The organism is Vibrio natriegens NBRC 15636 = ATCC 14048 = DSM 759, from assembly GCF_035621455.1.
In the GTDB taxonomy this organism is placed as follows: Bacteria; Pseudomonadota; Gammaproteobacteria; order Enterobacterales; family Vibrionaceae; genus Vibrio; species Vibrio natriegens.
This window is the reverse complement of record NZ_CP141822.1, coordinates 1,296,319-1,309,690: the sequence shown is the minus strand read 5'-3', so window position 1 is coordinate 1,309,690 and position 13,372 is coordinate 1,296,319. Positions and strand designations below refer to the sequence as shown.

Annotated in this window: 10 protein-coding genes; 6 read left to right on the top strand and 4 right to left on the bottom strand. The window is 44.2% G+C overall.

From position 1 onward, the window contains the following. Window positions 1-87: 87 nt before the first annotated feature. The 4 genes from VER99_RS05980 to VER99_RS05965 all read left to right on the top strand — a co-directional run bounded on the left by VER99_RS05980 (window position 88) and on the right by VER99_RS05965 (window position 4,786). Window positions 88-993, top strand: a complete 906-nt coding sequence (locus VER99_RS05980; RefSeq protein ID WP_014231572.1) for a LysO family transporter — start codon at window positions 88-90, stop codon at window positions 991-993. 214 nt (window positions 994-1,207) lie between these two features. Continuing rightward, window positions 1,208-1,720, top strand: a complete 513-nt coding sequence (locus VER99_RS05975) for a hypothetical protein (RefSeq protein WP_020333005.1) — start codon at window positions 1,208-1,210, stop codon at window positions 1,718-1,720. Between the two features lie 253 nt (window positions 1,721-1,973). Next, window positions 1,974-3,620, top strand: coding sequence for a pyridoxal-dependent aspartate 1-decarboxylase PanP (gene panP / locus VER99_RS05970; protein WP_020333004.1), 1,647 nt, complete (start codon window positions 1,974-1,976; stop codon window positions 3,618-3,620). 311 nt (window positions 3,621-3,931) lie between these two features. Next, on the top strand, window positions 3,932-4,786 hold the full coding sequence (locus VER99_RS05965) for a MurR/RpiR family transcriptional regulator (RefSeq protein ID WP_014231569.1): 855 nt from the start codon (window positions 3,932-3,934) through the stop codon (window positions 4,784-4,786). Between the two features lie 61 nt (window positions 4,787-4,847). Here the strand turns inward: VER99_RS05965 and VER99_RS05960 are convergent, their stop codons facing one another. Further along, window positions 4,848-6,089 (bottom strand): iron-containing alcohol dehydrogenase, encoded by a 1,242-nt coding sequence (locus tag VER99_RS05960; protein ID WP_020333003.1) that lies wholly within the window; start codon window positions 6,087-6,089, stop codon window positions 4,848-4,850. A 298-nt stretch (window positions 6,090-6,387) separates the two neighbouring features. Here VER99_RS05960 and VER99_RS05955 point away from each other — a divergent pair, with 298 nt between their 5' ends. Both VER99_RS05955 and VER99_RS05950 read left to right on the top strand, forming a co-directional pair. After that, entirely contained in the window at window positions 6,388-6,657 is a 270-nt protein-coding gene (locus tag VER99_RS05955) for a GrxA family glutaredoxin (protein ID WP_014231567.1), read from the top strand. A gap of 180 nt (window positions 6,658-6,837) precedes the next feature. Further along, on the top strand, window positions 6,838-8,520 hold the full coding sequence (locus tag VER99_RS05950; RefSeq protein WP_014231566.1) for an aspartate:alanine antiporter: 1,683 nt from the start codon (window positions 6,838-6,840) through the stop codon (window positions 8,518-8,520). A 102-nt stretch (window positions 8,521-8,622) separates the two neighbouring features. On the opposite strand, the gene fabV is transcribed toward VER99_RS05950, so the two are convergent. The 3 genes from fabV to VER99_RS05935 all read right to left on the bottom strand — a co-directional run bounded on the left by fabV (window position 8,623) and on the right by VER99_RS05935 (window position 12,992). Next, complete coding sequence (gene fabV / locus VER99_RS05945) at window positions 8,623-9,825, bottom strand: enoyl-ACP reductase FabV (protein ID WP_020333002.1); 1,203 nt, start codon at window positions 9,823-9,825, stop codon at window positions 8,623-8,625. Between the two features lie 178 nt (window positions 9,826-10,003). Further along, window positions 10,004-12,286, bottom strand: coding sequence for an acyl-CoA dehydrogenase (locus tag VER99_RS05940; RefSeq protein ID WP_020333001.1), 2,283 nt, complete (start codon window positions 12,284-12,286; stop codon window positions 10,004-10,006). Window positions 12,287-12,365: 79 nt separating this feature from the next. After that, complete coding sequence (locus VER99_RS05935) at window positions 12,366-12,992, bottom strand: TetR/AcrR family transcriptional regulator (RefSeq protein ID WP_014231563.1); 627 nt, start codon at window positions 12,990-12,992, stop codon at window positions 12,366-12,368. Window positions 12,993-13,372: the final 380 nt, after the last annotated feature.

The following is a 13,372-nucleotide window of genomic DNA, read 5'->3' as shown; positions in this document are numbered from 1 at the left end:
ATCCACAGTAATGGCTCCACTCAAGGTTGAGTGAATGTTGATCTGTGGCCAATTTAGGCTTATCTCACAAAGGAATAATTGAGTTTTATGTTCTCAGGGATGCTCTTCATTTTTGCCCCACTCGTTGTCGGGTATTTAATTCCTATTTCTCGCGCCGCTTTACTCGAGAAAATTAATCAATCCACCTCTTACCTTATCTACGTTATTCTGTCGTTGATGGGGCTGAGCCTTGCTGCACTTGATAATCTGGGTAGCAATTTACAAAGCATTCTGCTTTATGCGAGTACTTTCTTTATTTGCTTAAGTGTCTGTAACCTTCTTGCACTGCCTCTTGTCGACAAGATAATTCCTCTAAAGACCGATCAAAGCCACAGCAAGTTACCTCTTTCTTCAATGGCTCTGGAGTCTGCCAAACTGATCCTCGTCGTTGGTGGTGGTTTAGTGGCAGGTTTGATCCTTCCCATTGACTTATCTTGGGTAGACACCGCAAGCGAGTGGATACTGTTCCTCTTGCTGTTCTTTATTGGTATTCAACTGCGCAATAGCGGCCTTACCCTCAGACAGATTTTGTTAAACAAGCAAGGCATGGCCATTGCAGCCGTTATCATCGTTACTTGTATGCTTGGTGGCGTAATCGCTTCATTGGTCTTGGATCTTCCCTTATATAAAGCATTGGCAATGGCGTCTGGATTTGGCTGGTACTCATTGGCAGGTATTTTGATGGGCGATGCGTTTGGTCCGGTATTTGGCGGCGCCTCTTTCCTAATTGAGCTGATGCGTGAATTAGTGGCATTAGTTGCCATTCCACTATTTATCCGCCGTTACCCATGTACCGCGATTGGTTATGCTGGCGCAACAGCAATGGACTTTACTCTGCCAGTCATCCAAACAACGGGAGGCGTGCGTTGCGTACCTGTTGCCATTGTTAGTGGCTTTATTTTGAGCTTGCTCGTGCCTGTGATGATGCTTTTCTTTGTATCACTTGCTAGCTAGATCTCAGGTTTTACCTTTAACATCCATTACAATACGGCAAAAATTTAAAAACCTAATTAACGTTGAAGTCGTCAATTAAGTAACGACACCTTAATTCGCTATTTGAATCAACAGCCCAAGACTCTCTTAGCTCCAACATGAATTAAGGGTCATTCGTCATAGAATGAGATTTAACGTTAATTAAGGAATAACTATTAGAATAGAAGGAAGAAGAATGAAACGCTTTGTCGTTGCAGCGCTCCTCGCTACAAGCTCAACTTTTACATTTGCCGCAGATCAACAATGTCTGTCTAATAAGTACGATGGCTATGTCGATGCTTCACTGCAGTGGTATCAAGATCTTGTTGACTTGACCGTTGCTCAATACCCTGATCTCGATGAAGTAAGCCAATGGTTCTTAGATGGCCGTAAGCACCACTTCGAACTCAACCGAGAGGCTGTCCATTATTTTCTTAAAAATGATCCTAGCCGTGTCGCAACCGAGCAGCCAATCGAAGCATGGCTCAAGCTTGAGCAACACGATGTCAAGCAACTGGCAAGTCGCAGTGACAAACTGGGTGACGCTGCACAAAAAACATTTAGCGATCGCCAATCTACCAATCACGAGAAAAACTACGATCTTCGCTCTGCTTTCGCGGATCTACTAAGCCACCCTCAGAAAATTGACTCGGCTCTTAATAGATATAATCAGTCAATCGAGAAGCTAGAAAAACAACAATGTGAATAGCGCCGATAACCAAATAACCTGAGGTTTCGGTTTGCATGCATTGAGATAGCCTTCGTGACTCGTTTCTATATTACTTACGAAGGCTCTCTCTCACATACAAGCGCGCAGAAACCGCCTACTCTACGTTGTTGGCCTATGACTTGGTTTTCATTCCGTCAACATGGCCTCACAGAATTAAAACGGGACTTTGAAACCGTTTTGGTTTAGATTGTGCCGCTCGCATCACCCAAATTACTACAAATGATTCTTTGCTATGGTTAAGGAACAAAAAACCGCTGACGTTAGTTTTGAGAGCTTATTAAAGATCTTCACTGTCCCTGAAGGTCCGGACTCGACGTTAACAAAAATTGAAGAAGGTCTCTCTCGAAACTTGAATCAATTTCTTCGTGAACACATCGTGGCAGAAGAAAAGCCTTTACGTGAAATAGAGAAAGACTTTTCTTCTGCTCAGATTCCTGAGCAACCTGAGTTTGTGTCGGACCATACCGAGCACTTGTTAGACACGTTGGTGTCACACTCGGTTCATACGTCAGCTCCAAGCTTTATCGGCCATATGACATCGGCATTGCCTTACTTTTTAATGCCGCTGTCTAAAATTATGATTGCCTTGAACCAAAACTTGGTGAAGATAGAAACGTCGAAAGCGTTTACGCCATTAGAGCGCCAAGTCTTGGGCATGCTGCACCGATTAATCTACGCTCAGCCGAATACCTTTTACGACCAATGGATGCATAGTGCCAACCATTCTCTCGGTGCGTTCTGCTCTGGCGGCACGATTGCGAACATTACAGCCCTTTGGGTTGCCCGCAATAAAGCATTGAAAGCAGACGGCGAATTTAAAGGTGTAGAAAAAGAAGGCCTATTCAAAGCCATGAAACATTACGGCTATGAAGGCTTAGCTATTATGGTTTCTGAGCGTGGTCACTACTCACTTAAAAAAGCGGCCGATGTACTAGGGTTGGGTCAGGAAGGCCTAGTTGCAGTAAAGACGGATGCAAATAACCGCATTATTGTCGATGATCTCAAAGCGAAAATCAGCGATCTCAAGAAGCAAAATATCAAGCCGATTGCGGTGATTGGGGTGGCGGGTACGACTGAAACTGGTAATGTTGATCCACTCGCTTCGATTGCTGAAGTTTGTCAGGAACACGATTGTCATTTTCACGTGGATGCCGCATGGGGTGGCGCGACATTAATGTCTAATCATCACCGGCACCTGCTAAATGGTGTTGAGCTTGCAGACTCAGTGACGATTGACGCGCATAAGCAGCTTTATATCCCTATGGGTGCGGGCATGGTTCTGTTTAAAGATCCAGATGCGATGAAATCTATTGAGCATCACGCTCAGTACATCTTGCGTAAAGGTTCTAAAGATTTAGGCAGTCATACCCTGGAAGGCTCTCGTTCTGGTATGGCCATGTTGGTGTATGCAGCAATGCATATTATTAGCCGACCTGGCTATGAACTGTTGATCGATCAAAGTATAGAGAAAGCACGCTACTTCGCGGATTTGATTAAGAAACAGGACGATTTTGAACTGGTTTCTGAGCCAGAGCTATGTTTGCTCACCTACCGTTATCTACCGCCTAACATCCGTGAAGCCCTAGAAAAAGCAGACGGTATACAGAAAGAAGAATTAAATGAGTTAATCAACGAGTTAACTCAGTTTATTCAAAAGCGTCAACGTGAAACTGGTAAGTCATTTGTTTCTCGTACCACGCTTAATCCTGAGCATTGGGAACGCATGAGCACTATCGTCTTCCGGGTAGTCTTGGCAAACCCTCTGACCTCTACAGACATCTTTGATGCTGTTTTGGACGAGCAAAGGCTTATTGCTCAACAAGCACCAAACTTAAACGCCAAAATCCAAGAACTGGCTTCTAAGATTTTGGCATCTTGACGATAAGAAAGGGTTACATCAGCATGAAAATTTCTTTCTTTTTGATGTAACTCACTAATCATTATTGGCTAACCTGAGTAACAAACCTGCATTTTCACATTCATTTCTGTAGTTTTCAGAAATTTTTGTTTGAGGTTTGTCAAATTCTCACTAAATAGTAACCGTATTTGGTTTAGCCGAATTAAAGATCAGGTTTATACTGAATCTATGGCGCTGGTAGCTTTCGTTAACGCTCTTCACTGCCGGGAAACTTTTGGGTTTCTATTCGTTAACAGAGCCAGCGAGTTGTTCTCTATACCCTCGTGAACACTATGAATACATTAGAAAAAATTCAAAAAAATCTGGAGAATTTCAGTAAATCTGAGCGCAAAGTTGCAGAAGTAATTATGGCGTCTCCACAAACTGCTATTCACTCGAGCATTGCCACGTTAGCTAAAATGGCCGACGTAAGTGAACCCACTGTAAACCGCTTCTGTCGTCGCCTGGATACAAAAGGCTTTCCAGATTTTAAACTTCACCTGGCACAGAGCTTGGCTAACGGTACTCCTTACGTAAACCGAAACGTGGAAGAAGATGACGGTCCTGATGCGTATACGCACAAGATCTTCGAATCTACGATGGCTTGCTTAGACGTAGCGAAAAACAGCCTAGACGCAATGCAAATTAATCGTGCTGTCGATTTGCTGACTCAGGCGAAGCGTATTTCTTTCTTTGGCTTAGGCGCATCATCTGCCGTTGCCCGAGACGCGCAAAACAAGTTTATTCGCTTCAATATTCCTATCACCTGCTTTGAAGACATCGTCATGCAGCGCATGAGCTGTATCAATTGCAGTGATAACGACGTGATTGTGCTGATTTCTCATACTGGCCGTACGAAAAGCCAGGTAGAAATTGCCAACCTTGCTCGTGAAAATGGCGCGACCGTTATTGCAATTACAGCAAAAGACTCTCCGTTAGAAAAAGCAAGCTCTTTGGCGATCACACTCGATATCCCTGAAGATACAGACGTATACATGCCAATGGCAAGCCGCGTTGTACAGATGACAGTGATCGATGTGTTGGCAACTGGCTTTACTCTTCGCCGAGGTACGGGTTTCCGCGAAAACCTCAAACGAGTGAAAGACGCACTGAAAGACAGTCGCTACGATAAATTAACCCAATACTAATTGTCGTGATAAAGGGAGCTAGTGAGCTCCCTTTATTATTTCATACATCCAGATAAGCGCTCTACTCGTCCACGCTTGTCAGATCTGTTCTCGATGTTTCCAATACTTCGACTGAGCCAACTCTTGGCACGCTTTCAACGTCGATATTACCCCGACAATCACAGACTTGTTTAAGAATGTAGGTAAGGCGTTCTTGATTTAAAGGTAACGGGTTCCCCTTTATAGCAACGGACTTAAGGGCATCACTCGCGACCTGCTCAAATGAAGTCTGACACACGCCAAACTGTCCAAGTGAAGGTAACTCTAACTTATCCAGCACCATTTTCACCCAAAGCACGCCATCATGTTCATTCGCATTAGTACGACCTGTAACAAGCTGAGCCAGCTTTCTATAGCGATTAATCACATCTGTCCTACCCACTTTTTTCGCAGCGTCGATGTTCTCCTGCATAACATGAGGCGCTAAACGCGCGGTTATCACACTATGAGGAGCATCCAGCTTGCCCCCCAGAGCAGCAGCCAGACCATGTGCCGCACCAAGTTTTGCATTCGTAATAGCCATTCCGCCTAGCAAAGCTGCAAATGATAAATCTGATCGCGCTTTATGGTCGTTGTGCTTACACCCAGCAATGACTGAGCGACTTAACCGACGTAAGCCTTCTTCGCATACCATATCTGTTAAAGGATTGGGTTCTCCACACACATAGGCTTCCATCAAATGGGTAAACGCATCCATTGCACCACGCCCTGATGTATAGGGATCGGTATCGTAAGTTAAGGTTGGATCGACAATCGCGACGTCTGCGAGCATATCCGGGCTTCTCAGGCTAACTTTGACTTTATCTTGTCCAGATTTTAATACCGCATTTCGGGTCACTTCAGACCCCGTACTTGCGGTAGTTGGAATGGCGATAAAATGGAGAGGCTTTGCTTTTAACGGTACATTTCTTCCCACAACTTCAACATAGTCATAAACATCACCATGATTTGGAATAATAGCGGCTAACGCTTTCCCCATATCTAGGACGCTGCCACCGCCAATCGCGATAACCATATCCGGCTTAAATTTTCGGCCCAGAATCGCGGTCTCTTCCACCATGGTTATATTTGGCTCACCAGTAATCGCAACGTGCTGATAACGCATACCCTGCGCTTTAAGATAATTGAGAATTGGTATTGCTCTTTGCGTGTCCCGACCTGTGACTAGCAATACGCTGTAGCCGAATTGGTTGATGATGGATAACGAAGACTGCAGTGCGCCTTCACCAAAAATAATCCTTGTTGCAGTCATGAACTGAAACATACATTTCCTCCCACAAACAATCACTCCCAATAGATTGCTACGATTTGCAGTAAAAAAAGTTGACCAATTCCACCTTGCCATCAATAACCTTATAAAACATATGCTTTTATGCGTTGGTTCACATAGTCATTATGAGAGGATTTTTTGTTCGATAGGTTTCACCTATAAAACCAACAGGCAATTGCTACTTTATTTCCGTAATTGGATCGGGCATAGTTAGCCAAGTGAAAGAGAGCCACTTAACCAACGCGTTTTTGTCTGCTTTCAAAAAAGAATAGATTTAGGAGAAATTAAAATTATGTTCGTTGTTATCTTCGGTCGCCCAGCATGTCCTTACTGTGTTCGTGCAAAAGAGCATGCAGAAACGCTAAAAGCAAAACGTGATGACTTTAACTACCGTTACGTTGACATTCATGCTGAAGGCATCTCTAAAGCAGACCTTGAGAAAACAGTAGGCAAACCAGTTGCAACTGTTCCTCAAATTTTCATCGACCAAGAGCACATTGGCGGTTGTGATGAGTTTGAAGCTTACGCGAAAGAGCACCTAGGTCTATTCGACGTAGCGTAATAAAAAAGTACAGTTTTTTAAAAGCCGCATCTGAGTGCGGCTTTTTTATTATTTTTCATATAGTTATTCCCCTAAGTCAACTAATGGAAAAACATAAAAAAATTCACTTATCTTTTTGCTATATTTAGTTACAATTCGCCACTCTAATCTTTCTTGGCACACACTTTACCGAGCCACACAGTGAACATAGACGTCGTATATCTTCTCGAACAAAACCCAATCCTCCTAATCTTCGTCGTATTAGCCATCGGCCTTGCCTTCGGAAAAATCCGATTTGGTAACTTACAACTAGGTAACTCCATCGGGGTTCTCATCACTTCGCTTATCATGGGCCACTTAGGCTTCTCTTTTAATGCAGAAGCGTTAACTATTGGCTTTATGCTGTTTATCTACTGCGTTGGTATTGAAGCAGGTCCTAACTTCTTTGGTATCTTTTTTAGAGACGGGAAGCACTACTTCATTCTGAGTATGACCGTACTGGTTTCAGCGGTATGTTTAACTTATGGATTAAGCCATTATTTTGGACTCGATTTTGGCCTTTCAGCAGGTATGATGGCGGGTGCATTAACGGCAACCCCTGTACTTGTGGGTGCACAAGACGCGCTTAACTCAGGGTTGGCGACGATACCACGCAATATGGACTTTGCTCTGGTATTAGAAAACTTATCTGTCGGCTACGCAATGGCTTATCTGATCGGCTTAATAAGCATGATCATGTTCGCCAAATTGCTACCAAGACTCCAGAAACAAAACCTGTCTGATTCAGCGCAACAAATTGCTCAAGAGCGTGGGCTTGGTAACTCAGGGCAGAGAAAAGTCTATCTTCCGATCATTCGGGCGTATCGAGTTGGACCAGAATTGATCGACTGGACAGATGGTAAAAACCTGCGTGAACTGGGTATTTACCGACAAACAGGTTGTTACATTGAGCGAATTCGCCGTAATGGCATTCTCGCCCACCCTGATGGTGACGCTATCCTCCAAGAAGGCGATGAGATTGCACTTGTTGGCTTCCCGGATAGCCACGCTAGATTGGATTCAAGTTTCCGTAACGGCAAAGAGGTTTTTGACCGTAACTTGCTCGATTTACGCATTGTGGAAGAAGAAATCGTCGTAAAAAGTGACGCGATTGCCGGTAAACGCTTGTCTGACCTTAACTTGTCGGAGTTTGGTTGTTTCTTAAACCGAGTAGTTCGTGCACAGATTGAAATGCCAATGGATTTAGACATCGTGCTTGCCAAAGGTGACGTGCTTCAGGTCAGCGGCGAAAAAAGCCGAGTACACGGTCTTGCAGAAAAAATCGGTTTCATCTCAATCCACAGCCAAATGGCAGACTTATTGGCATTTTGCAGCTTCTTCATCCTAGGCATTATGTTTGGTCTGATCACGATGACATTTGGCCAGGTGTCGTTCAGTCTAGGTAACGCAGTAGGCTTGTTACTTTCCGGAATTACCTTGGGCTTCTTACGTGCCAACCACCCTACTTTTGGCTACGTCCCACAAGGGGCACTAAACATGGTTAAGGACCTTGGTTTGATGTTCTTTATGGTCGGCATTGGACTCAGCGCTGGTGGGAAAATGTTTGAGCACCTGACACAAGTCGGCCCGAAAGTCATTGGCATCGCCTTTATTGTCAGCGTGGTTCCTGTGGCACTCGCTTATCTTGTCGGGGCCTATGTGCTTAAAATGAACCGAGCATTACTTTTTGGTGCCATTATTGGTGCCCGTACGTGTGCGCCAGCCATGGACGTGGTAAACGACTACGCGAAGTCGACTATTCCTGCATTGGGCTACGCTGGTACTTATGCAATAGCGAACATTTTAATGACGCTCGCGGGTACAATTCTCATCATATTGAGTTGATTTATCAACGTTCAAACATAAAAAAGGCGCTCGATGAGCGCCTTTTTACTATATCAAAACCTTTTGCTATATCAGGAATAGGTTCGACCTAAACAATAGCCTTTAGATTTGAATAAAATCTGCTTCTACTGCTGGGTTCACGTCTGCTTCGTAATCCACACCGTCAACACCAAAACCGAATAGCTTCAAAAACTCTTCTTTGTACTCAACGTAGTCAGTCAGCTCTTTGAGGTTTTCAGTCGTAATTTGTGGCCATAGGTCACGACAGTGTTGCTGGATGTCTTCACGAAGTTCCCAGTCGTCCAGACGAAGACGGTTCATGTCGTCCACTTCTGCCGCAGAGCCATCTTCTTTGTATAGACGCTGGCTGAACATACGGTAGATTTGTTCCATACAGCCTTCGTGTACGCCTTCTTCACGCATCTTCTTAAACACCATTGCAATGTACAACGGCATTACAGGAATTGCAGAACTTGCCTGAGTTACAACAGATTTAAGAACCGCAACGTTCGCGCTGCCACCAGTTTGTGCTAGCTTCTCGTTAAGTGCTGTTGCTGCGCGATCCAGGTCCATTTTCGCTTTACCTAGTGCGCCATCCCAGTAGATTGGCCAAGTTAGCTCAGTACCGATGTAGCTGTATGCAACTGTCTTACAACCTTCTGCAAGTACACCAGCTTGAGAAAGTGCGTTGATCCAAAGTTCCCAGTCTTCACCGCCCATTACGGTTACTGTGTCTTTGATCTCTTCTTCTGTTGCAGGCTCAACGCTCGCTTCGATGATAACGTCTTTGTTGGTATCAACCGCTGTCGAAGTGTAAGTTTCACCGATAGGCTTTAGAGATGAACGAATCAGTTCACCTGTTTCTGGCAATTTACGTACTGGAGACGCCAGTGAGTAAACCACCATATCAATCTGACCAAGGTCTTGCTTGATCAGCTCGATTGTTTTCTCTTTTGCTTCGTTTGAGAAAGCATCGCCGTTAAGGCTTTTCGCGTATAGGCCTTCTTCACGCGCCAATTTTTCGAAAGCGGCAGCGTTGTAGAAACCTGCAGTGCCTGGCTTCTTCTCTGTGCCTTCTTTTTCAAAGAACACACCGATAGTTGATGCACCGCCACCAAATGCCGCAGCGATACGAGAAGATAGACCGTAGCCACTTGATGCACCCACAACAAGAACGCGTTTTGGAGCGTTTTTAATTGGGCCTTGCGCTTTAGTGTAAGCAATTTGTTCTTTTACATTAGCTTCACAACCAACAGGGTGCGTAGTAGTACAGATAAATCCACGAATTCTAGGTTTGATGATCATATTCAACTTCCTTTAAAAAACCTTGTAAGGATAAAAGTTTCGCTTCGAGTTCGCATCTAATTTCTGTAAAAATGCTTCGAAAATGCAAGTGGTTGGAGCACTAGACTGCTAATTTTTAAACGAGCGAAACAAAAAAGCACCTCCGAGAGGTGCTTTTATCGATATCTTTATTCGCTTGTTAAGCGGCTGAGTTCAGATGTGACTTTTTTGGCGCATCGGTACGAAGTTCCGAAAAGTCATGGCTGAAATGGTCAACTTGAATCGCTTTGTAGCGTAGTTTGTCTGCCGCTTTAATCTTATCAACTTCTTCCTGAGTTAAAACGTCAGCTTCTAGCGCTTGTTGTAAACGATCATTTAGCAGACCTTTACGAGCAACCTTACCATCTTTAACGCCCTTGATAAGCTTACGCTCTAAAGGTTTGATATCGTACATCGCAAGGAAAGCTTTCTCCATCAAACCAATATTGTCATCTTCTGCTTTACCTACGTAGCATAGATGCGTCAAGCGATCACGCTGTGCACCAGGCGTCATCATCGCCTCTGCAATACGCATGCTCAGCTCATCACTAGGCTTGTTGAAGTGGTTGCCCAATGGGAATAGCAGCCCCTTAAGTACTCCACCAACGTATTTCACAGGGAAGTTAGTATAAGCTTCGTTTAATGACTTAGCCGCATTGTACAAACAGTGCTGAACAGCGTAGTGAACGAAGTCTAGATCGCCTTGCTGACGGCCTTCATCTTCGTATTTTTTAAGTGCTGCTGATGCCATGTACAAGAAGCTTAAACCATCACCTAAACGTGCAGAGATCATCTCTTTACGCTTCAGATCGCCACCTAGTGTCAACATAGCGAAGTCTGCACTTACAGCAAGATCTCGGCTTAGACGCGTGATGTCTTTGTAGTACTTCTTAGTTGGACCGCTCATTTCCGCTTTGATAAAGCGAGAACCTGTTAGTGCGGCACCCAATGCGCCAAATGTGTTGCCTGTCGCATGCTTAATGTGTTTGAACAGCAGATCATCAAACTCTTTCGCACCTTGCTCTGCATCTGGGTTTGCTGCTGCTTCCATCTCTTTTAGTACGTATGGATGACAACGAGTCGCACCTTGGCCAAAGATCATCAGGTTACGTGTCAGAATGTTTGCACCTTCTACGGTAATCGCAACTGGAATACCCACGTAATGCTTCGCCAGGTAGTTCATCGGGCCATCTTGGATTGCGCGACCAGCGTGAATATCGAACGAGTCATTAAGAAGCGTACGTGCTATCTCGGTCATATGATATTTAGCAATAGCAGTGACGATACCCGGCTTTTCTTTCATGTCTAGCGAAGTAGTTGTCAGTGTGCGTGTCGCTTCAAGAAGGTAAGTTAAACCACCAATGCGACCCATTGCTTCTGCCACACCCTCAAATTTACCGATAGACATACCAAACTGTTTACGAACGTATGCATAAGCACCCGTTGTTCTGGTTGTTAGATGTCCGATAGCGGCACCAAGCGCGGGCAGTGAAATACCGCGACCAGCCGACAAACATTCAACCAGCATACGCCAGCCTTTACCTGCGTAATCCGCGCCACCAATTAACCAATCCATTGGAATAAAGACATCTTCACCACGGGTTGGACCATTCATGAATGCAGAACCAAGTGGATCGTGACGCTCACCGATCTCAACACCTTCGTGATCGGCAGGAATCAGAGCACATGTGATACCCACATCTTTCTTGTCACCAAGCAGGCCGTCAGGATCCTGAAGTTTAAATGCGAGACCTAAAACCGTCGCTACAGGCGCTAGCGTAATGTAACGCTTGTTCCAGCTCAGGCGAATACCCAGCACTTCTTCACCATTATGCTTACCGTAACAAACAACGCCTTGATCTGGGATGCCGCCCGCATCAGAACCGGCTTCCGGGCCTGTAAGAGCGAAACATGGAATATCAGTACCGTCAGCAAGACGAGGCAACCAGTAATCTTTTTGCTCTTGTGTACCATAGTGAGAAAGAAGCTCACCTGGACCCAATGAGTTTGGAACCATTACCGATACAGCCGCACTGATGCTTCGAGTCGCAATGCTCGAAACAATCGTAGAGTTAGCATGTGAAGAAAACTCGCGACCGCCGTATTCTTTAGAGATAATCAGAGAGAAGAAACGCTCTTTACGTAAGAATTCCCACACTTCTGGAGATAAGTCTCGGTCTTCTTTTACGATCTTTTGATCGTCAAGCATATCGAGTAGCGTTACGAGCTCATTGTCCATAAAGGACTGCTCTTCTGCCGTTAACTTCGGAGTTGGGTATTGGTGCAGCGTTTTAAAGTTTGGTTTGCCGGAAAATAGCTCTGCATCCCACCAAACACTACCTGCTTCCATTGCTTCTTTTTCAGTGCTGGACAACGGAGGTAGTACTTTTTTAAACATCTTAAATGCTGGGTCACTAATCCATTTTCTTCGTAGAGAGCTCATTGTTCAGATCCTTTTGTTCACGTCACCTTACGGCATAATTTATTATTGGTTTAACTAACAGCTTACTTGTTCAAGTCATTTACTTCGCTGACATTCCTGCTGACAAGTAAGGAATTAACAAATCGACTACAGACTTAATATCGACTTCTTGATCGAATTTACTTTCTGAAAGCTCTAGTAGCGCTTGACTAGATGCCATCGTGAAAACGCACGTACCGAGCGTGAAATGTAATCGCCAGAATAGTAGCTCTTCCGTTAGCTCTGGGTTCGCTTTCATGATAGAGGTAGTAAATAACTTCAATACTTCGTCGTAACGAGTGGTGATGAACCAACGTAAATGCCCCTGCACATCCGTATAACCGCGGCCCAGCAATAGCATAAACAACGCTGTACCATTTGGTCTTACTTCATTAAGTGTAGCTAGAGGCAATCTCAGCGATTCAAACACTTCTTCCATCGTGTAATTATCGCGCGTGTTCAGTTCGACTAGAGAGGTCTTGATACTCGGCATCAGTGCTTCTAGGTATCGGTCTAAAACCGCCCTAACCAGCGTCTTTTTATCACCAAAATGGTAATTGACTGATGCAAGGTTTACATTCGCTCTGCCAGTAATGGTTCTCAGTGATGTATCATTGAACCCATACTCTGCAAACAACCCTTCTGCGACATTGAGTATTTTTTCTTTTGTTGAAGTTCTTGGGGCCATTTTAATCACTCGTATTAAACAACTGTTTAAAATATACCGCGAACAGAGAGATTAACAAACGATTAACATCACATTTTCAAAACTTATTCTTTCAATAAAAATGTTCAACGTTTAACCAAGATAAATTTTAAACATAGTCATTTTAGTGCGGTTAAAATCCGCATAGTTGAACTCAAGCAGCTCCTTGGAATACTGGCGATAAACTTATGGTGATATTACCTGCAGATACAATGACTTAAATTGACACATCAAAAAACGGCATGTTTTAGGAAAATATTTTCCAAAAAAATGGAACTGTTTGGGGAAAGCTCGGTCTGAATATATGTAACAACTAGGGCATTTTAAGTTTCACTGGCCGTCAAACTTTTCCATCTGATTGT